Origin of the sequence: Nocardia niwae NBRC 108934 = DSM 45340 (assembly GCF_001613465.1) — a bacterium.
GTDB classification, from domain to species: domain Bacteria; phylum Actinomycetota; class Actinomycetes; order Mycobacteriales; family Mycobacteriaceae; genus Nocardia; species Nocardia niwae.
Genome location: NZ_BDCK01000015.1, coordinates 281,445 through 301,806, shown reverse-complemented (window position 1 = coordinate 301,806; position 20,362 = coordinate 281,445). Strand labels below are relative to the sequence as shown.

Sequence of the window (20,362 nt, the reverse complement as noted above, 5' to 3'; positions counted from 1 at the left end):
GGGGAATTGCGGTTTCTCTCGCCATCGCACAGCCGAGGGAGTTAAGGTCGGTCACGGGTCGGGGTTTCCGGGGGTTTTCGCATTCGTCTCCGTCGGTCAGTCCCGACGCTGCCCGCGCCGGCCGTGCCCGCTGCTCAGCTGGCGCCGAGGCGCGAGGGTGGGTGCGCTCGATCCCCTCCGAATGCACCCACCTTCCCGGAACGCTCCGGGCGGTGCGCCTCGACACAATCGCCCGTGGGCCCGCTCACCCTGCTCGGCGATACCGTGCACGCCATGCCACCGACCCCGCGGCAGGTCCCGAGCCACCGCGAGGATCGATGCCGGCGGGGATCCCCGTCCAAGGCGACGTACCGACCAGCTGCTGATCGAGCAGCCGCGCGGCGGGGACGGACAGCGGATCCCACTCCGCGGCCTCGTCCGGACTCACCGACTGGTCTGTGGTCGTTACCTTCGAGCTTCGCCACCCCGCCCCGCACCGGGCGTGATGACGTCGCGGCGCCCGTGCAACACGTCCACCAAGTCGGCGACATCCGCCGCGTCCGGCGTGTAGCCGGGGAAATAGCAGCACACCTCCTCGATCCCGGCGCCGAAGCGGGCCCGGATCTGTGCCGCGCACTCTTCCGGAGTACCGACCACTCCGATGGTGCGCACCATCTCGTCGGTCACCAGCGACCGCATCTCGGCGAATCCGCCCGCCTTGGACAACGCGTTGAGCCGGGAGTGCAGCTGTGCCCATCCCTCGGCTTCCAGGACGGGACGATAGGCGGGGGTGGACCCGTAGAACGCGATCAGCGCGCCGACACCGCCGATCGCGGCGGCCAGAGCTTCCTCGGTGCGTCCGAGTGCGACCATGACCTGCGCGATCACCGGGAATTCGGCCGCGGTCCGGCCGGAACGGCGCAGGCCCTCGGTGAGCGCGGGCAGCGTGCGCTCGGTGAAGTGGCGCGCGCTGTTGAACGGCATCACCAGCAGCCCGTCGGCGACCTCGGCGGCCTTGCGGGTCATCACCGGCCCGAGCGCACCCATCAGCACCGGCGGCGGCCCGAACGGGTTCGGGCCGGGGTCGAAGGTGGGCGGCATCAGGGTGTGCGTGGAGTACTTGCCGCGGAAGTTCAACGGCGCCCTCCCTTCCCACGCGGCGAGGATGGCCCGTACCGCCGCCACGCTCTCCGCGGTGCGCGCCGCGGGCGCACCCCACGTGCTGCCGTAGCGCTTCTCGATGTGGGCGCGGATCTGCGAGCCCAACCCCAGGCGAAAACGACCCTCGCTGTACACCTGCAAGTCGTGCGCCGCGTGCGCCAGATGCATCGGGCTGCGCGGACCGGCGATCGCCACGTTCGTCATCAGTTCCAGGGACGTCGCACCGGCCGCGACGACGAGCGGGAAGAACACGTCGTGCGGACCTTCGAAGGTGAACAGTCCATCGGCGCCGGTCTCGGCCAGTTCCCGCGCGTCCGTCGCGACCTGCCGCGGCGCTCCGCTGACCTGCAGATGGACCTTCAACTTCGACCTCCGTCGTCCCTCGGTGCGTCACGCCTTCCGCGACACGACGACCCCCATCGTATGGACAACATTCCGTGCATGTGTCCGGTCCGAGCGGATTTTCTTTCTGCTGTGGCCGGTGGACCTGTTGCCCCCGAGACGCCGGATCACCGCCGAACCGGGCCGGGCGACTCTGGCGCGAAATCCTCGCCGCGCTCGGCATCAGAGCCGAGGGCATGCCGCGAGGCAGCGCAGAGCGGTTCCCCGGCGGGTGAGCTCACATGTCCGGGAACCAATCGTCGTCCACGGTGACGACGACCACGGTGTCGCCGTAGGGGGCCGCGCCCATGACCACGCGGTGGGCCAGCCGGGCCAAGCCGAGCCGTCTACCGTATTTCACCTGCATACCGGTCCTGACCCGGTCGAACAGCGGCCCGGTGCGCAACAATTCGGCGGCGCCTCGGTGCTGTCGCGACCCTAGGGCCGGTTCCCCTCGCCAGTCCGCCGCTTGCACGATGACCCGGCGTTCACGCGCGAGGTGCCCGGCCTCGCTCGAATGCGACGAGATCCGGAAGGCCAGGCGCCCGTGGCCGACCGGTAATACCAGGTGCGGCACGGTATTCCAGGATTCGTCGCCACCGGGCCGCGGATATGTCACCAGAACTGTGCTCGCATCCCACCACAGCATCCCCGGGTGCCACTCGCTGGGACGGTCCGGTACGGCGATACCGCGATGCGCTGCCGCGAGTGCCCTGTCTCGCCGCGGGGTGTGACCGTGGGCTCCGTTGCCGAGCAGAGAGCCGCCGTGCGCGGGGTATGTCATTGCGTGGGTACCTCCAGGGACTGTTGCGAGTTCGATTCGATCTCCGTACTGCGATCGGCGCTGCGGCGCCGTTGATCCGGCAGCCGGGCACACCCGGATACCGTTGTTCTTCGGGAAGAAAATCTGACTAGACTGTCATAGATTTTGTGTACCACTGAGGTTATGCCGGTGCAAGGACATGGTCGTGTCGCCGCCCGATGGAAAGCGAATCGTCATGCTCCACGTCGGGACGGGAAGGCGCTGCGGCCATCTGGCTCCGACCGACGGGCACGAACCGCGTTCGCGGCCGCGAACAACACTCCGATGCCGATCAGGAGGGAACCCCGCAGCCAGACCTCTGCGCCGATCCGGGTGAACAGGAACAGGCAGGAGATCAGACCCAGCCAAGGCACCACGACGGGCACGCGGAAATGCTCCGCTTCGTCCGGCTCGCGCCGCAGGATCAGCACCGACACATTGACCGCCGCGAAAACGACCAGCAGCAACAACACCAACGTCTCGGCCAGCGAGGCGACCTCCCCGGTCAGTGCGAGCAGCAGCGACACGACCGCTGTCACCGCGATCGCCACCCACGGCGTCCGACGGCCGGGCAGGACCCGGCCCAGCGCCCGCGGCAGCAGTCCCTCACGAGCCATGCCGTAGGCCAACCGCGAGGACATGATGCCGGTGAGCAGGGCGCCGTTCGCCACGGCCACCAAGGCGACCACCGCGAACAACTCGTCCGGAACGCCGCCCGCCGAGCGCACCACCTCCAGAAGCGGACCGCTCGAATTCGCCAGCCGATCGGTGGGCACCGCCGCACCGGCCACCAACCCGATCAGCAGATACACGCCACCGGCGGTGAGCAGCGCCCCGAAGAGCGCTCGCGGATACGACCTGCGCGGCTCGGCGACTTCCTCCGCCAGGTTCACCGAGGTCTCGAATCCGACGAAGGAGTAGAAGGCCAGGACGGCGCCCGCGAGGGTTGCGCCGGCAACGCCCTGTTCCGCGGTCCCCACCTCGGCGAGCCGGCCCGGGTCGGCGTCTCCCCGGAAGATCACCCACGCTCCGAGTCCGATCACGAGGACGAGCCCGCCGAGTTCGACCAGTGTCGCGGCTACGTTGGCACGCAGCGACTCCTTGATCCCGTAGACGTTGAGCAACGCCAGCGCGGTGAGGAAGACCACGACGACGACGGCGGTCGGCAACGTCACCAGGGCGCGCAGGTAGTCCGCGGCGAAAGCCCTGCTCAGCGCCGCCACCGACACGACCCCGGCGGCGAGCATGCAGAAACCTACGAGCGATCCGGCCGCCGGCCCGAGCGCGCGGCCCGCGTAGTGGGCCGAGCCGCCTGCCTTCGGGTACTTGGTCGCCAACTCGGCATAGGAACCGGCGGTGAGGCAGGCGAGACCGAGCGCCACCAGCAGCGGCAGCCAGACCGCGCCGCCGGATTCCCGCGCGATGGAGCCGACCAGCACGTAGACGCCCGCACCCAAGATGTCACCGAGGATGAAGAAATACAGCAGGGGCGTGCTCACCGCCCGTCGCAGGGTATCCACCACGAAGCGGCGGATACCCGCGTTATGAGCGCCGAAGCCGTCGGCGGATGCGCCGGGTTGCGATCATGCGCCGTCCGCGTCCGACGGGGGCTGTGCCCGAACAGGCCGGTTGCTGCTGTGGACATCTGTCCCCGCCGAGGTAACCCGAGACGCAAAGGGAGGGCGCGGCTCGTGAGGCGGTTCACGGCCTGCCGGTGCGGTTCTGGCGCATACCGGCTCGGCGGCGGGGAATGCAGAGGCGGTGAACGACTACGCGCCATCGGGACCGGCGCCCACGGTCCCACTCTCGAAGCGGACCGGAAGTTTCCAGTTCTGGTTCGCCGATCAACGTTGGGAATGGTCGGACGAGGTCGCGGCCCTGCATGGTTACGCGCCGGGCCAGGTGACGCCGACGACGGAATTGCTGTTGGCACACAAACATCCCGACGATCGAGCCGAGGTCGCCGACACCCTGGCCACGGCGGTGCGGACCGGGCTGCCTTTCAGCGGCCGCCACCGCATCATCGATACCGCGGGCGCGGTGCGCCACGTGCTGGTGGTGAGTGATCAGATGCGTGATGCCACCGGTGCGGTGGTCGGTACGGCGGGTTTCTATATCGATGTCACCGATACCGTCGATGAGGAACGCCAGGAAATCATCGATGAGACGCTGCCGGATCTGGTCGCCGCACGCGAGGTGATCGAGCAGGCGAAGGGCGCCTTGATGCTGGTGTACGGGATCTCGGCCGATCAGGCATTTCGCGTGCTGATCTGGCGGTCCCAGGAAACGAACACGAAATTACGCGCGCTGGCCGAGGAATTGGTCGCGGCGCTGATCGATTTCGGCGGCGCCGGAGTACACACGCGCACCCGCTTCGATCACGTGCTGCTCACCGTGCACGAACGTCGCCGTTGACCGCAGGACGACAGCCTCGGCTCGAGCGCGTCGCTCAGACCGCGTCCCCGGTCCGATCACAGTCGATTTCGGCCATGATGACATCCACGTCTTCCGACATCACCCTCGCGTAGCCGCACCGGTCGGGCCGCCCGCCGATTGAAGTGAGGCCGGACGGGTAGTTCGAAGCGACACGGAAAGGGGTTTGTCATGGCACGCGAGAAAGACACCGACGACGAGAAGACGGGCGAGCCCAAGGGAGGCAGGCCTGGTCCGACCGATCAAGACCGCCACGGCGGGATGGCGACCCGGGAGATAGCTCCGGAACTGACCACCGACGAGCCGCAGGAACCGCCGGACTGATTCGTTCGGCCGCGCATCCGGGCAAAGGCGGCCGATCACGCGAGCACGGGGCGATGCGGCTTCGATCGCGCATGTGACATCGCCCGGTACCGGACCGGATTGTTCGAAAACCGCCCGAACCAACCGAGCCCCGAACCGGTCTGCATCGGTTCGGGGCTCGCTCGGGGGTATTCGTGCCTATCCACCGATCGCTCGGTAGCTTGACGAGAACGAATGTACCGGCCGGCGCGCGAAATCGCCAAATCCGAGTCCCGCAGTGGCCGAATGGTTTACCGAGCAACTGTTCAGATCAGGTTTTTCTGCTTCCGGATGCGCCGTCGCAGGTCGACCATCAGCCCGCGTGATCCGCCATGGCGTACGAAGCGCGGAATGAAGCGGTTGACGAAGGAGACGAACACGAACAGATGCTCGAAACGCCGCTGGTCCGCGGCGGTCCACTCGACCCGGAGTTGCTCCCGGAAGATCGGAGCCAGGAATCCGATGGTGAGGAATCGGAGCAGCTTCCGGAATGGCAGCCGCAGGTACCAGTGGATCATTCGAAGCTCGAGCAAGGCTTCGAGGTAGCCGCGGACGTAGTCGTCCAGGACGACTTGCTCGCACGCGGCGTTCCAATATTCGTCGAATTCGGCCCGGGTGGCGGGCCACATGTCCTCGGTTACCTGCAGGGTGGTGCCCAGGGTGGAGGACGAGGTGTAGAACGCCTCGGCCTGCTCGTCGTTCATTCTTCCGTGCAGCAGCTGGTAGGTGTCTTCGAATCCGATGTACAGGCAGGCGGCGACCCACAATTGGAGATTGCGGTCGAAGGCGTTGTACTTCACCGGGGCGCCCGGGGCCGAATGCACCTGCCGGTGCGCCACATTCACCGCCTCGCGATACGCCTTGCGCTCTTCGTCGGTGCCGAGTATGGCGACCGCGAGATATTGCGTGGTAGTCCGCGCACGTTTCCACGGATGCTTCATCAGCGATCCGGACTCCACCTTGCTTTCGGCCACGCCATAGCCGACGCCCGGCCGCGCCATCTGCATGACCACGTTCGCCGCGGCGCCGGCGAAGGACCAGAAATCCAGCGCATCGGTGAGTTCGATCGGCCGCTTGGTGAACGGCCGATGCGTGACGCTGATACCGATACGGGTGCGATCCTTTGCCAGCGGCACACCGTGGTCGGGTTGACGAGCGACTGCGGTCATCGGAATGTCCTTCCAGCTGCGTTCGACGACCGAGAAGGTCACCTTCCAATTATGTTACTTACTATTCTAATGGTTTTCGCGACAGGAACAAGAAGGTACAACTACTAAATTACAAAAATCGGGGTGCTCGGTACTAAATTATGTGTACGCGTATTCTTCTAGCCTAGGGCTGTGCGGGCAGCGCCAATGGCGAGTTGACCTTGTTCACCAGCCACCGGTCCCCGACCTTCTCCAAGCGCATCACCATCGACAGCTGGCCCGGCGCGGGCTTGCCCTTGGTGCCGAGACTGGTGATGGTCTGGCCGATGACCACGATCGCTTCGGCGGAGTGCTCGTCACCGGCGCGTATCGCGCATTGCACGTCGCGCGTCGCCGAGGTGACCTGGCCCTCGCCGAGCACCGCACGCAGTTCGGTGCTGGTGGACTCGAACTGCTTCTTCCAGTCGCCGGTGGCGCCTTCACCTACAGCGGCGAAGTACGCGTCGAGGTTCTTCGAGTCGTAGTTCGCCAGGATGGGCGCGTATCGGCAGGCCGCGGCGCGCGCGTCTTCCTGCGCAGCCAGCAAATCCTTGCTGTTGTCGTTCTGCATGTACCAGTAGCCGGCCGAGGCCACCGATACGCCCACGAGAACCGCGGCCGCCGATCGCAGCACCACCGGTCCGGGGCGTCCGATCGGCAGACGGCGCAGCCGCTCCCACCGACCAAGGGGTTTCGCGGCGGCCGAGCCGGTATCCGCCCCGCCGCCCCCGTTCCCGTCCGCCGGGTCACCGGAGCCGGCTTGCACCGGGTCGATCTGCTTTTCCGATGACATTGCGGGCGAATCGGTCTCAGCGGCCGGTTCGACGTCTTCACTCTTCATGGGATCTCCTAGTTGCCGGGCACCGGGCGGGACAGCTCATCGCCACCGACGCCCGGCGGCCGGGTGGAACCGTTGTCCGGGATGTCGGGCCGTGGCGCGTTCGCCGAACCGCGCACCTGCAGGGCGGGATCGTTGGTGACGCAGTAGTTGTAGAGCCGGACCCTGGTGTCGGTCATCTTGTCCGTGGGCACCACCGGGATGGTGTCGTACTCGCAGGTAGGGCGCGGCCAGATGTCCACCAGGGTGTAGAAGGCGTCGTCGTGGGCGGGTATCCCCAGCGCCTCCGACCCGACTCGCAAGGCCGGGAACAGCGCCGCGATCGCCGGCGCGCGCAGTTTGGCGGCCTTGGTGATGGCGACGAAATTCGTGACCAGGTTGGTCAAGGGGTCTTGGGTGCGGGACACGAAGCCGCCGAGTGTGCGCAGCTGTACCGGCCCTTCGTCCAGGAGATGACGTACTTCCTGGTCGGCCGCGGTCAGCTGTTCGAACAACACCCCGCCCGTGCGGGTGAGTGTCGCGAGGTCCGGCTGCGCGTGCGACGTCGTCTCCGCGATCACTTCGAGGTTCTCGATCAGTTGCCGGGTGTGGGGAAGCAGATCGGTCAGCCCGGCCATGGCGCGGCTGATGCCCGACACCATATTCCGGAGCTGGTCGGGGCCACCGGCCAGCGCCTTGTCGAGCTCGTCGACGATGACGGTCAATCGGTCCGGGTTCAGACCTCCGATGAAGCCGCTGAGGTTGGTCAGCACCGATTGCACCGTCACCGGGACGGTCGTCTGGGACCGTTCCACCAGCGCCCCGTCGGTGAGGTAGGGGCCGGTGTCGGAATCCGGACGGAAGTCGAGGTATTGCTCGCCCGCCGCCGACAGCCGGCCGACGGCGACCGTGCCGCCCACCGGGATCTTCGCCGACGAATCGATCTCGGCGACGGCCGCGACGCCGCTTCCCGCGACCTTCACTTCGCGAACCTTGCCCACCCTGATGCCGCGGAAGGTGACGTCGTTGCCCGCCGACAAGCCGCCGGAGGACTGCAACTCCACCGTCACCGCGTAATTGTCCGGCAATGGGTTGATCCGCAGGACTTCGGCGCCGAGATACGCCGCGCCGACGATCAGCACCACGACCAATCCGAAGTTCGCGACCGCGATACGGCGGCGCACCAGCCACTGCCACAGCGGAGGATTCATCGCTCTCCTCCTTGCCGAGGTTGCTGCGGCGGGCTGGTGAGCCGGCCGATGACCTTCTCGATCACCTGTGCCAGGCTGCCGATGAACGCGGGGACGTCACCGAATTCGGGCGGCCTGCTGCCGCTGGGATCGGTCAAGGCGCCGACGCTGAGGTAGGACACCGTCGCCGCGACCGCGAGGGCGGGGCCGTCCAGGCTCGCCATCAGCGAGGGGTAGATGGTGTGCAGACCGTTCAACGTTCCGCCGAGGTCGTCGCCCATCTGGGTGAAGCCGGCCATCAACCGCTGGATGCTGTCGAACAGGCCGACCGCCTGCGGCCCGGTCGTGTCGGTGAAGTCACCGAGCGCCGTCATCGTGGTCGAGACCTTGTCGAGCAGGTCGACGATGGACTGATTGTTCTCGGCCAACAGCGCCAGCAGCGCCGGGAAGGTGTCCGCGGCGTCGCCGAGTTCGGCTTTGCGCCGGGCCAATTCGCCGGTCAGCACGTTGAGACCGGTCAGCACGTTGTCGATGTCCCCGGTGCGCTGATTGAGCGCGGCGATGACGTTGGTCAGCTCGCCGAGCAGGTGCGCGAGCTGCGGCGCACGACCGGCGAACATCGAGTCCAGCTCGGAGGTGATCTTCGCGGCCTGGTTGATGCCGCCGCCGTTGATCAGCATCGAGACCGACATCATCAACTGCTCGACGGACGCCGCGGCCGAGGTGTGCTCGGTGTCGATGACGTCTCCCGCGCGCAGGTTCTCCCCGCCCGGCGCGGACTCGGGCAAGGTCATCGCCACGAAGATGTCTCCCAGCGGTGTCGCCTGACGCAGTTCCGCGGTGGTGCCCCGTGGCAGCAGGATGTCCTCCCTGATCAGCATCTCGACTTCCGCGATGAAATTGGTCGTGCTGATCGCGGTGACGACGCCGATATCGGTGCCGCCGATCTTCACGTGGGCGTGATCGGGCAGGTTGAGCGCGTCGCGGAAGGCCGCCCGGATCGGGTAGCCGGGCGCGCCGATGCCGGGTTTCGGCATCGGCAGATTCGCCACCGTAACGCTGCAGCCGGTCACGGTGCTCATCGCCGCGACCAGCGCGGCCGCCACCGCCGCGCGCCGAAGCGGGTTCGTGCCGGTCATTTCGATATCCCCAGAAGTGCCGCGGTGAGGCCGAAATCGGGCCCGAAGTCCTGCATCTTTCCGGTGCGGCAACCGTCGAGGCGCATCTGGATGCGTTCGCAGAACTGCGAGAGGACCTCGTTGTCGAGCAGCACCTTGTCGGTCAGCGCGTGCAGGCGCAGCGCTTGATGTTCCCGGCTGACGGCGTTGGACAGGTTCTCGAACAGCAGCGGCCCGACGTCGACGATCTCGGTGAGGCCGCGAGAGTTGGCCCGCATCTGTTCGGTGATGGTCGTGAATCGCTCCAGCGCACCCGCGAGCTGATCGGAGTTCTCCCCCACCAGCGTGCCGGTATTCGTGACGAACTGGTCGAGCTGCTGCAGGACCGCTTGCAGACCGGGCGCCTGGTCCCCCATCAGCTGCACCAGCTCGGTGAGGCGGCCGCTGAAATCGCGCACGGTCTGGTCGTTCTGCGCGATGATCTGGGTGATCTCGTTGAGTTTGATGATCGTGTTCGAGATCTGGTCCTTGTTGGCGAAGGTGATCTCGAAGGCCGAGGACAGCGCGTCCAAGGTCGCGCGCAGTTTGTCGCCGTTGCCGTCCAGCAGCGGGAACAAGACCCGGCTGGCCATCGGCCCGTTCTGGTCGTCGCCTTTGAGCGCGGCTCCGAGCTGGTCGAAATTCTGCAGGATGCGGTCGAGTTCGACCGGTGTCCGCGTCCTGGACAGCGGAATGTGCATCCCGTCGGTGAGGATCGGCCCGTCGCCGCCATAGGCCGGGGCGAGCTCGACATGGCGGTTGGTGATCAGCTGCGGCGACACCAAGGCGGCAATGGCGTCGGCCGGAACCTTGGTGCCCTGCTCCAAGCTCATCGTGACCTGGACGTAGCTGCCCTTGGCTTCCACTGTGTCGACCCGGCCGACGGGGACACCGAGCACGGCGACCTCGTTGCCCGCGTAGAGCCCGGCGACGTTCTCGAAATCGGCGCTGACGCGGATGTGCTCGCCGAGATACTGCCTCGGCAGCGCGGTCAGGCTGTCGGGCACGAGCGCGCAGCTCGCGGTGGCCAGCGCGGCCACGATCAGCCCACCGACCTGGGCGAATCGTCGTGTTCTCATCAGTTGCACCCCTGTACGGCTCGCGCGAAACACAGCCAGTTGTCCGGGAAGAACCATGGTGCCCACACGTCGCCGTACGGCCCGTTGCCGACGGCGTTGTTGAACTGCCGCAACGCGATCGGCATGTTCTCGTAGAGCCGGTCCAGGTTGTCCCTGTTCTTCTCCAGCCCCTCCGACATGGTGTTCAGATCGTGGATCAGGGGCGCGAGCCGACCGTTGTTCTCCACCCCCATCTCCTGCAGCAGTCGCGACAGGGCCGCGACGTTGTCGAGCAGCTGCTTCAGCAGATCCTGCCGCTGCCGCACCGCGGTGCCGATCGCTTCGCCGCGGGTCAGCAACAGCAGCACGCTGTTCTGATTGTCGGAGACGAGCTGGGACACCTGGTCCATGCTCTTCAGCAGTGCGTCCACCTCCTCCCGACGATCGGTGACCACTTTGGCGAGGGCGCCGATGCTGTCGAGCGCTTGGACCGCCAGCTGCGGTGAATCCCCCAGCTGCTGGTCGACCAGGTCCAGTGCCTGACGCAGTTTCTGCGGGTCGAGGCGTTCGATGCGTTCGAAGGAGTTCTTGTACTTCGGGTCCTGGATGACCTTGCTGAGGTTGTACGGCACCGAGGTGTTCTCGAGGCGAATGCGATTGCCCGGCAGGCCGTTTCCATCGCCGGGTAGCAAGTCCACGTGCAGTCGGCCGAGGATGGTCGACATCTTGATCGCCGCGCGCGCGTCCGCGCCCAACCGAAGATCGCGGCGAACCTTCAGGTCCACCAGCACTGTGGTGCCGTCGAGGCGCACGGAGTGCACCTCGCCGACTTCGATCCCGGAGACGTCGACCGTCGCGCCGGGACGGAGACCGGCGGCCTGGGCGAATTCGGCGTGAATCGTCTTGTCGCCCAGACGCGCCTGGGTCAGGACACTCGACCCGATCAGTAGCGCGGCCACTGTGGCGGCCGCGATCAAGCCGAGCCGCAGGTACCGATTCCGCAGGAATCCCGGAGCCGGAAGGCGCCTGGTCATCGGCACACCTCCGAATGCGAATTGCCGCCCACCTGGGAGAACAGACCCGGCGGCAAGAGCACGCCCCACAAGGACACGTCGAGGCCGCACAGGTAGGCGTTGCCGTAGGCGCCGTTGCTGGTGAAGCGGGCGACTCCATTGAGGACGGCGGGCAATTCGACCGCGGCCCGATCCAGGGACGCGCCGTTGAGCAGCAACAACGCGACACCCGTTGTGGCGTCCTGCTGCGCCGCCGCCAGGCCCGGTTTGACCTGCATGATCAACTGGGTCAGCGAGTCGGTCGTGTCGGCCACCCGGTCGACCGAGTGCTTCAAACTCTCTCCTTGCGAATAGAGGGCCTCGACCAGCGCCCTGGCCTGCGTGAGCAACGTCTCCAGCTCGCCGCTGCGGTGGGCCAGACCGCTGATCACCGAACTGAGATTGCCCAGCACCTCCCCCAGGATCTCGTCGCGCTGCCCGAAGGTGCCCGCGAGTTCGGAGGCCTGCACGATGAGACTGCGCAGCGACACCTGATTGCCCTGCAGCGCCTGGATCAACGTCTCGGACAGGGAATTGACTTGATCGGGTTGCAGCACGCTGAACAGCGGTTCGAATCCGGACAGCAGCGCGGACACGTCGAACGAGGGCTCGGTGCGCTCCAGCGGGATCTGCGCCCCGGCTTCCACGACGGCGCCCGCTTCCTTGCCCGGCGCCAGGGCGATATAGCGCTGACCGATCAGATTCTGGTAGCGCACCAGCGCCTTCGTCGTGGTGGTGAGATGCTGGCGTTCATCGATCCGGAAATCGACCCTGGCGCGGTAGCCGTCGGTGAAGTCGATCTTGTCCACCCGCCCGACCCGCACGCCCGCCATGCGCACGTCGTCCCCGACGCGCAGGCCGAGCACATCGGAGAAGATCGCCGAATAGCGGTGGGTGTCCCCCTCGACCGACCGTTGCAGGGTGGACCAGATGGTGAAGGTGAGCGCGACGGCCACCACCGCGAAGAAGCTGAAGCCCGCCAGCGCCTTGGCCGATTTCATTTGCCCGGCCCTTCGTCGTGCGCGGCCACGCTCACCGATCCGCCCGCCAGCACCGGGCTCAGCAGCAGGTACTGCGCCACGGTGGGTCGCGTTCCCAGGATCGCCGCCACAGCATCGGGTCCGCGCAGCGCGATCGGCTGCCCCTCGGCACCGAGGGGCTGCGTGCCGGGCTCCGTCGGCGCGACGGCATCCGGTGGCGGCGACAGGCCCGGGATGGACGGCAGCCCCGGGAGGAAGGGCAGTCCGGGAATCGCCGGCAGCCCTGGGCGCACCAGGCCCATCGCGCCCAGCGGCGCGGGCGCGACCGGTACCGGCGCCGGCCCGGCCGCATCCAGCCACTTCGGTATCAGCTGCGGTGGGTAGTTCTGCTCCGGCGCCACCTGGGGTACCGTGGCGCCGCCGCAGCGGGGGCCGTATTGATCGCCGTAGTGCGGGCAGTCCTTCGCCGTGTACTGCTGGAACGGCGTGAACGACACGTCCATCTTCCACACCATCTGTTTGGCCGGGCCGTAGTGGAATGTGGTGGCCAGCCGTTGCAGCGCCACGTTCAGGTTGGCGGCGGTGTAGGGAATGGCTTCCGGGTCCTCGGCCAAGCCGCCGAACAGATCGTCCAGTCCGGCGACGAGGAACTTGCCCGCGTCCGGATTGCGGGCGAACAGCGCGTTGACCGTATCGACCGTCGCGTTGCCGGTGGCCAGCAGATCGATGAGTCTCGATCGTCGTTCGGCCAGGGTCCGTGCCGTGGTCACCGACTCCGACAGCACTCCGACCAACTCGGGAGCCGACTGGCTCAACGCGATCGACGCCCGCCCGAGATCTCCGAGCAGCCGGTCGACGCCGGGTGTCGCCCGGATCTCCGTGAGCCAGTTGTCCAGGCGCTCCACCGTCGAGCCGGGTGCGCGGGCCCCGGGATCGAGCGCCGCCGCGAGGGTGGCCAGCACCCGGCCCAATTTCTCGGGCTGGATGTTGTCGAGGACGTTGCGCAGGACGTTCAACGTGGTCTGCAACGCCACCGTCTCGCTGCCGGTGTCCTCCGGGATGGTCGCACCGGCGCGCAGCGTCTTCGGTTCCGGCCCGTTGTCGACGAGTTCGATCGCCGTGACGCCGAACAGGTTGTTCGGAATCACCCTGGCGGTCACGTTCACCGGAATCGTCGTGGCCACACCCGGTTTCAGATCCACGCGCGCTTGCTGTCTGGCGCCGCGCGCCACCACGTCCACCGCGGCCACCCGGCCGACGACCATGCCCCGGAACTTGACGTCCGCCCGGCCGGGCAGACCGTCGCCGGTGCTGGTGAGCACCACGGTCACCGGGACCTTGTCCTCGAAGTAGCCGGTGTAGCGCAGCGCCAGCAGGTACAGCAGCACCGCGATCGCGGTCAGCACCGCCAGTCCGGCGAGGGTCAGCTGTCGGGCGCTCGGTCCGCGGCCGCTGGGGTCCAGAATCATCGTCGGCCCTACCCCGAAATCCGGAATCCGGGATCGATGCCCCAGATGGTCAAGGTCAGAAAGAGATTCGCGAAGACCATCACGACGATCACCATCTTGATGGCCCGCCCGGCCGCGACACCGACGCCTTCCGGACCACCGGTGGCCACATAGCCGTAGTAGCACTGGATGAACGTCGACAGCATCACGAACACCACCACTTTGAGCAGGGAGAAGAAGACGTCCGTGCCGATCAGGAACTGGAAGAAATAGTGGTCGTAGGTGCCTGCCGCCGTTCCGCCCAAGAACAGCACCGTGATCTTGGTGGTCAGATACGCGGTGGCGAGACCGATGCTGTACAGCGGGATGATGGTCAGGGTCGAGGCGATCATGCGGGTGCTGATCAGGTACGGAAGCGGGCGGATGGCGATGGATTCCAGCGCATCGATCTCCTCGGAGATGCGCATCGCGCCCAGTTGCGCGGTGAACCGGCATCCCGCTTGGATCGCGAAGGCCAAGGTCGCCAGGATCGGCGCGAGTTCCCTCGTGGTGGCGAAGCCGGAGATCGCGCCGGTGAGCGGAGACATGGTGAGGAGGTTCAGCGCCGTGAACGACTCCATCCCCACGATGATGCCGCCGAACGCGCACAGGATCACGACGACGCCGATCGTGCCGCCGCCGACGATGAGCGAGCCGTTGCCCCAGCCGACGTCGGCCGTCAGCCGCGACACCTCACGGCGGTAGTGCCGCAGGACGAACGGGATGGCGGCCAGCGCCTGGAAGAACGTGATGGCCTGATGCCCGAGGCGCTGGTTGGCGTGCACCGGCGCCAGCGCGGCTTTCCCGACACTGCGCAGCGGTTTCAGCGCCGGGGGTGTGTAGGTGCTCGCCATCCTCACACCACCTTCGCCGGAAACAAGGTGTTGTACAGCTGGGTGAGGATGATGTTGGTGGCGAACAACATCAGCGCCGAGCTGACCACCGCCGAGTTGACCGCGTTCGCGACACCGCCCGGCCCGCCGTGCGCGTGCAAGCCGATGTCACAGGCGATCACCGCGGTGAGCACACCGAAGATCGCGGCCTTGACCAACGCGATGATCAAGTCGTTCGCCACCGCGAAGGAGGCGAACGAGCTGATGAACGAGCCCGGCGTCCCGGACTGCGCGTACACGTTGAACATGTACGCGGTCGCGAATCCGACGAAGACGACGAAACCGCAGAGCAAGACGCTGACCAGCACCGCCGCCGCGAGCCGGGGCGCGACCAGGCGGCGCACCGGGTCGACACCCATCACCATCATCGCGTCGATCTCCTCCCGGATGGTCCGCGATCCCAGATCGGCGCAGATCGCCGAGCCGACCGCACCGGCCACCATCAGAGCCGACACGAGGGGAGCCCCTTGGCGGATGATGCCCAATCCCGCGACCGCGCCGATGAACGTCGTTGCGCCCACTTGATTCACCAGAGCGCCGACCTGGATGGAGACCACGACGGCGATCGGGATGGCCACGAACACGGTCGGCGCCGCCGACACATTGGCCATGAAGGCGCACTGCTTGATGAACTCCTGGTAGGGAAAGCGTCCACGCACCAGGGAGACGAAGAGCTGGACGATCGCTTCGCGGCCCAAAGTGACCTGCCGGCCCAGGGTTTCCAGTGAGCGCTGGGGGTGGCGCCGCCACAACCCCGAAGCGCCGGCGACCATCTTCTCGAGTTCGCCCGGTTCCGGTGGCGGTTGCTTGTCGGCCGGCGTTCGCAGCGAGGCAGTCACTGGTGGCCGTTCCTTTCGATTTCCGTCCGCCGCGCCAGCGGCCGCCCCTTCGATGGCGCGGAGCGTGTTGCAGTGTTGCACAACTCACAGACGTCATACAAGAGACAAGTGATTGACTATTTCTTCTGATTCGTCGAGTCGGCGAAGCCGCGCCAACCGCCGGATCTCACCGCTCCACAGTCCTCGAAGTGCGTATATCAGTCATACGAGGGGTAAGAACCCCTTGACAGACTAGACCTCAGAGTCTGTAAGTAACTAATCATTCCAATCTTTACGGACCAGGGTCGGCAGCTAGGCGAGATCTTCCAGCCACCGCTGCAGTAGCACCACGAGCGCTACGAGCACCGCGCAGCCGACCAGGAACAGGCTCAGCACGGCCACCCACAATCCGGCACGAAGCACCGGGTTCACCCGCATCCGCCCACCGAGGATCTTCACCACGATCACAACAACGTCGATGAGCCACACCAGCGCCATCATCAGGTCATGCACACATTCGAGAAGGTGAGCACCGGCCAGCACACGATGGATCCCAGGAACGAGATCACCAGATCGATGCCGTGCATGTCGCGCAGATGGCTGGTGTGCGTCAGCGTCCAGACCACCCCGGCCAACCCGTAGGGGACGCCGATGATGATGAGGGTGCCGAGGAACTCGGAGACCTTCATCTCGTAGCCGAGTATTCGGTCGAGTCTCTTGAGCATGCGTCGATGCATCCTTTCGCTTCGATCCACGCCGCCGCGCATCGACCGGCGCCCCTGCCGACAGGCAGGTGTCCAGCCGCGCGGATCAGTCAAGGGATCCGAGCAATATGTTAGTCATTATTCTCATGAGAACGGAAGGGTTGTCGGCGGATACGGCCTGAACATCTTGAAATGAGCAGGCCATCGGGTCGCATCACCTACTCCATGGTGCCATCATGTTGATGGCGATTCTCTCATTTACGAAGCTGATCCGGGTGTGCTGTCGTGGTCCGCCGAAGGTCCCCGTGACGCCCCGGCGCAAGACGGTCGGACGCGAATCTCGCTCGCGGGCTTGACCTTGCCCCTAGGTCGAGGTCGGACGGTGGTCGGCATGAACCACAACGCACTACGCACCATCGAACCCCGGCTCCGCGAGCAGGTCGCCGCCCACTGCGCGGCGAACGGTATCCCCGGATTCGTCGCCGGGATCTATCACGGCGGCGAGCAGATCGTCGTCGCCCACGGCGCCGCCAACGCCGCCACCGGCGCACCCATGCTCGACGACACCGGGTTCCTGTTCGGCTCGGTGACCAAGGTACTGACCACCACACTGGTGCTCCAGCAGGTCGAGCGCGGCGTCCTCGACCTCGACGCGCCGGTGGTGCGGTATCTGCCCGCATTCGCCCTGACCGAGCCCGGTGCGGCGGACAAGATCCTGGTCCGGCACCTGATCTCGCACACCAACGGCATCGATGCCGACCTCTTCTTCCCCGAAGCCGAAGGACGCGACGCGCTCGAGAGCTATATCGACGGCCTCGCGCACCATTGCGGCAGCCTGTTCGAACCCGGAGAGCAGCTCAGCTACTCCAACGGCGGCATGATCGTCGCGGGACGCCTGCTGGAAGTGGTGACCGGCCTGTCCTTCCCCGATCTGCTCGCGCGCGACCTCTATACCCCCGTCGGCATGACGAATTCCACTACGTCCGCCGCGCAGGCCATCCTGCGCAGCACCGCGGTCGGCCACTTCCTGGATCCGGACACCATGGCGGTCGAGCCCACGGGCATGTTCACGCTGCCCGACACCTGGGGGCCGGCCGGAGGGACGCCGATCGGCACCGTCGCCGATCTGCTCGCCTTCGGACGCACTCACCTCGCGGGTGGTGTGTCCCCTTCCGGCACGCGCGTCCTGTCGCCCGCGTCGACCGCGCTGATGCAGCAGGTCTCCCACGACATGGCCACACCGAACGTCCCGCCGATGGGTCTGGGCTGGGTGCGCTACCCGTTCGGCGACACGACCGTTCTCGCGATGTCGGGCGCGTCGCCCGGCGGCGTGTCCATCCTGTGCGTCGTGCCCGGCCACGACCTGGTGTTCACCGCGTTCGGCAACACGCCGGACGCGATCATGCTGCACGACGAGATCCTGCGATGGCTGTTGAGCGAGCACCTCGGCGTCCGGATCCCCGCTCTGGTCACCGATACCGCGCAGGACATCGATCTCACCCCTTACGTGGGCACCTACCGTTCCGATCAGCTGCGCGTCGATGTCAGCGTGGTCGACGGCCACCTCGAGGAGAGGGTGACCTACGAACCGGCGGACGCAGCGCAGGCACGCATCTTCACCGAATTCGCGGGCGGCGCGACCACTGCCCCGCCACAGCGCTACGTGCCGATCCGGCCCGGGCTCTTCGCGCCCGCCGGCTACCCGCTGGAGACCTTCGACGGATACCTGCGGCTGCTGCTCGTCTCCTACCACGACATCCGCGACGGCCGAGCGAGTTTCCGCAACGGCGGTGGCCGCCTGGCCCGGCGGGCCTGACCGTTCCCGCGCCGAGTGAAAGGATGTCCGCATGATCACGATCGGCCGGCTGGCGGAATACGCCGGAGTGACCATCAAAGCCATTCGCCACTACCACGAGCGCGGTCTGCTCGCCGAGCCCGATCGCGACTCGTCCGGCTACCGGCGCTACACCGCCGGCGACGCCGTCGATCTCGTCAAGATCAGGCTGCTCGCGGACGCGGGCGTACCGCTGGCCCGCGTCAAGGACGTCCTCGAGGCCGATCCGGACGCGCTCACCGCGGTCGTCGCCGAGTTGGACCGCGACCTCGAGGAGCGCATCGCGCGGCTGCGGCGAACTCGCGACCAACTCGCCCAGCTGCGCGGCGGCGACCGGCTGTTCGTTTCCCCGGAAGCCGCCGACTATCTCGACGATCTGCGCACGCTCGGCGTCAGCGAGCGTCAGATACGCCTCGAACGGGACGGCTGGATTCTCCTGCGGACGGCCTCACCGGAGGACGCCGCCAAATGGCTCACCGAAAAACGGGAACTCATCAACGATCCCGAGTTCCGCGCTCTCTATCTCGACCATGACACCGCCTACGACTGGTCACCCGACGATCCCCGTCTTCCCGCTCTCGCCGACCGCACCCGGAGCTGGTTCGCGAACCGTCACAACCGTTCCGAGACCGGTCCGGTCGCCGACCCCGCCGTAGCTCGATTGGCCGCGCAGTCCTTGCCCGGGGTTTCCTCTCCGGCGTGGGACCGCCTTGCCCAGCTCGTGCGGGGCCATCCCCGCGCCGGGGCGCCGCGAGGATGAGCGATCGAGGTCCCGGTGCGCGCGTTGGCCGCTAGGCTGACGCCAGCCCAGGCGCCCGATTCGGTTCGGCGTCGGCGGCCGGGCGGAAGCAGTGAGGTATGCGCGATGCGGAAGAGTCGGTTGCGACGGACGGTTGCGGCCGTCGTATGCGGAGCCGGGCTGGTGGCGGGTTCGTCGGTGACCGCGGCGGCGGACCCGCTCGACGACGCCGGAGTCGTGTGGTTGTGCCGGCCGGATCGAGCGGATGATCCGTGCCGAGGGAGCTCGGCGACGACAGTGCGACGGGCCGGGCAGCCCGATGCGCGCGAAGACCCCACTGTCACCGCGGATTCCGGCGTGGACTGCTTCTACGTCTATCCGACGGTGTCCTCGGAGCCGACGCCCAATTCCGACACCTCGGTGACGCCGGAGGTGCGGGTCGTCGCGGAACAACAGGCCGCCCGATTCTCGCAGGTCTGTCAGGTCTTCGCGCCGGTGTACCGGCAGCGGACCCTGACCGCGCTGGCGACCGAGCGGGCCTACACCCCCGAGCAGCGCGCGGAGATGGCGCGGATCGCCTATGCGGACGTGCTGCGGGCGTGGCGGCAGTTCCTCGCGGAGCGCGAGAGCCGAAGGCCGGTCGTGCTGATCGGGCATTCACAGGGTGCGCGCATGCTGCGTCAATTGATCCGCGAGGAGATCGAACCGCAGCAGGCGGTACGCGACCGGATCCTGTCGGCGATCCTGCTCGGCGGCAATGTGGTGGTGCCGAAGAACGGTGACGTCGGCGGCGACTTCCGGTATCTGCCACTGTGCCGCAGCGAGGTTCAGACGCAATGCGTGCTCGCGTGGCAGACCTTCGGCGCGACCCCGCCGCCGGACAGCCGATTCGGCCGCAACCCGACGACCCCGGAGCCGCTGCCGCGGGCGTACGGTCCGGACTACGAGATAGCCTGCACGAATCCGGCTTCGCTGAGCCGCAACGAAGCACGGGTCGCGACGACCGTACTCCGCACAGGCCCGGTGCCCAGCCCCCTCGGCGTCGAAGTAGCCCTGCGCCACGGGCCGTCCGCCGTCGCCGCGCCGACCCCGTGGCTGACTCCCGCCGAGCAGTACCGGCTCCAATGCGTGCGCGACGGCGGCGCGACGGCACTGCTGGCGACTCCGGAACCGGGCAGCCCTCAGTTGAATCCCGTCCCGGACGCCACGTGGGGCCTGCACCTGACCGACGTGGAGATCGCACTGGGCGATCTCGTGCGCATCGTGGCATCGCAGAGCGGCGCCCATCGCGCAGCGCACCGCTGAACCGAGCGGACACCTTCGCTCCGAACGGCCGGATTCGCGCGGG

Annotated in this window: 20 protein-coding genes; 5 read left to right on the top strand and 15 right to left on the bottom strand. The window is 67.1% G+C overall.

The window, feature by feature from the left end:
- Window positions 1-444 precede the first annotated feature (444 nt).
- The 3 genes from NNI01S_RS05235 to NNI01S_RS05225 all read right to left on the bottom strand — a co-directional run bounded on the left by NNI01S_RS05235 (window position 445) and on the right by NNI01S_RS05225 (window position 3,822).
- Window positions 445-1,503: a TIGR03617 family F420-dependent LLM class oxidoreductase gene (locus NNI01S_RS05235; RefSeq protein WP_063018013.1), complete on the bottom strand. Its 1,059-nt coding sequence runs from the start codon at window positions 1,501-1,503 to the stop codon at window positions 445-447.
- A gap of 256 nt (window positions 1,504-1,759) precedes the next feature.
- Window positions 1,760-2,305, bottom strand: coding sequence for a hypothetical protein (locus tag NNI01S_RS05230; RefSeq protein WP_063018011.1), 546 nt, complete (start codon window positions 2,303-2,305; stop codon window positions 1,760-1,762).
- 212 nt (window positions 2,306-2,517) lie between these two features.
- Window positions 2,518-3,822: an APC family permease gene (locus tag NNI01S_RS05225; RefSeq protein WP_245675978.1), complete on the bottom strand. Its 1,305-nt coding sequence runs from the start codon at window positions 3,820-3,822 to the stop codon at window positions 2,518-2,520.
- Between the two features lie 262 nt (window positions 3,823-4,084).
- Between NNI01S_RS05225 and NNI01S_RS05220 the strand changes: the two genes are divergently transcribed.
- Complete coding sequence (locus NNI01S_RS05220) at window positions 4,085-4,738, top strand: PAS and ANTAR domain-containing protein (protein ID WP_063018007.1); 654 nt, start codon at window positions 4,085-4,087, stop codon at window positions 4,736-4,738.
- A gap of 189 nt (window positions 4,739-4,927) precedes the next feature.
- A complete protein-coding gene (locus NNI01S_RS35210) occupies window positions 4,928-5,080 on the top strand; it encodes a hypothetical protein (RefSeq protein ID WP_169812924.1) in 153 nt (50 codons plus the stop codon).
- Between the two features lie 284 nt (window positions 5,081-5,364).
- Here NNI01S_RS35210 and NNI01S_RS05215 read toward each other — a convergent pair whose 3' ends face one another.
- From NNI01S_RS05215 to NNI01S_RS05160, 12 genes are all read right to left on the bottom strand, one after another.
- Window positions 5,365-6,267 carry an oxygenase MpaB family protein gene (locus tag NNI01S_RS05215; protein WP_063018718.1) on the bottom strand — a complete coding sequence of 301 codons (903 nt, stop codon included), beginning with the start codon at window positions 6,265-6,267 and terminating at the stop codon, window positions 5,365-5,367.
- 163 nt (window positions 6,268-6,430) lie between these two features.
- Window positions 6,431-7,126, bottom strand: a complete 696-nt coding sequence (locus NNI01S_RS05210; protein WP_157114597.1) for a hypothetical protein — start codon at window positions 7,124-7,126, stop codon at window positions 6,431-6,433.
- Window positions 7,127-7,134: 8 nt separating this feature from the next.
- Window positions 7,135-8,313, bottom strand: a complete 1,179-nt coding sequence (locus NNI01S_RS05205) for an MCE family protein (protein WP_063018005.1) — start codon at window positions 8,311-8,313, stop codon at window positions 7,135-7,137.
- Window positions 8,310-9,431: an MCE family protein gene (locus NNI01S_RS05200; RefSeq protein ID WP_063018003.1), complete on the bottom strand. Its 1,122-nt coding sequence runs from the start codon at window positions 9,429-9,431 to the stop codon at window positions 8,310-8,312. Before NNI01S_RS05200 ends, NNI01S_RS05205 begins: the two co-directional genes overlap by 4 nt.
- Window positions 9,428-10,528, bottom strand: a complete 1,101-nt coding sequence (locus NNI01S_RS05195) for an MCE family protein (protein WP_063018001.1) — start codon at window positions 10,526-10,528, stop codon at window positions 9,428-9,430. Before NNI01S_RS05195 ends, NNI01S_RS05200 begins: the two co-directional genes overlap by 4 nt.
- Window positions 10,528-11,541, bottom strand: a complete 1,014-nt coding sequence (locus tag NNI01S_RS05190) for an MlaD family protein (RefSeq protein WP_063018000.1) — start codon at window positions 11,539-11,541, stop codon at window positions 10,528-10,530. The genes NNI01S_RS05195 and NNI01S_RS05190 overlap by 1 nt, the downstream gene beginning before the upstream one ends.
- On the bottom strand, window positions 11,538-12,560 hold the full coding sequence (locus NNI01S_RS05185; protein WP_063017998.1) for an MlaD family protein: 1,023 nt from the start codon (window positions 12,558-12,560) through the stop codon (window positions 11,538-11,540). Before NNI01S_RS05185 ends, NNI01S_RS05190 begins: the two co-directional genes overlap by 4 nt.
- Window positions 12,557-14,008 carry an MlaD family protein gene (locus NNI01S_RS05180; protein WP_063017996.1) on the bottom strand — a complete coding sequence of 484 codons (1,452 nt, stop codon included), beginning with the start codon at window positions 14,006-14,008 and terminating at the stop codon, window positions 12,557-12,559. The genes NNI01S_RS05185 and NNI01S_RS05180 overlap by 4 nt, the downstream gene beginning before the upstream one ends.
- Window positions 14,009-14,016: 8 nt before the next feature.
- Window positions 14,017-14,880 (bottom strand): ABC transporter permease, encoded by an 864-nt coding sequence (locus NNI01S_RS05175; RefSeq protein ID WP_063017994.1) that lies wholly within the window; start codon window positions 14,878-14,880, stop codon window positions 14,017-14,019.
- A 2-nt stretch (window positions 14,881-14,882) separates the two neighbouring features.
- On the bottom strand, window positions 14,883-15,692 hold the full coding sequence (locus NNI01S_RS05170) for an MlaE family ABC transporter permease (protein WP_063018716.1): 810 nt from the start codon (window positions 15,690-15,692) through the stop codon (window positions 14,883-14,885).
- A gap of 357 nt (window positions 15,693-16,049) precedes the next feature.
- Window positions 16,050-16,250, bottom strand: a complete 201-nt coding sequence (locus NNI01S_RS05165; protein WP_435824996.1) for a hypothetical protein — start codon at window positions 16,248-16,250, stop codon at window positions 16,050-16,052.
- On the bottom strand, window positions 16,238-16,462 hold the full coding sequence (locus tag NNI01S_RS05160) for a hypothetical protein (RefSeq protein ID WP_063017990.1): 225 nt from the start codon (window positions 16,460-16,462) through the stop codon (window positions 16,238-16,240). Before NNI01S_RS05160 ends, NNI01S_RS05165 begins: the two co-directional genes overlap by 13 nt.
- 370 nt (window positions 16,463-16,832) lie before the next feature.
- Between NNI01S_RS05160 and NNI01S_RS05155 the strand changes: the two genes are divergently transcribed.
- The 3 genes from NNI01S_RS05155 (at window position 16,833) to NNI01S_RS05145 (ending at window position 20,319) form a co-directional block, all read left to right on the top strand.
- On the top strand, window positions 16,833-18,257 hold the full coding sequence (locus NNI01S_RS05155) for a serine hydrolase domain-containing protein (protein WP_063018714.1): 1,425 nt from the start codon (window positions 16,833-16,835) through the stop codon (window positions 18,255-18,257).
- 31 nt (window positions 18,258-18,288) lie between these two features.
- The gene (locus NNI01S_RS05150; RefSeq protein WP_063017988.1) at window positions 18,289-19,035 is read left to right on the top strand and encodes a MerR family transcriptional regulator; all 747 of its coding nucleotides are present in this window, start codon (window positions 18,289-18,291) and stop codon (window positions 19,033-19,035) included.
- 105 nt (window positions 19,036-19,140) lie between these two features.
- On the top strand, window positions 19,141-20,319 hold the full coding sequence (locus tag NNI01S_RS05145) for a DUF3089 domain-containing protein (RefSeq protein WP_063917311.1): 1,179 nt from the start codon (window positions 19,141-19,143) through the stop codon (window positions 20,317-20,319).
- Window positions 20,320-20,362: the final 43 nt, after the last annotated feature.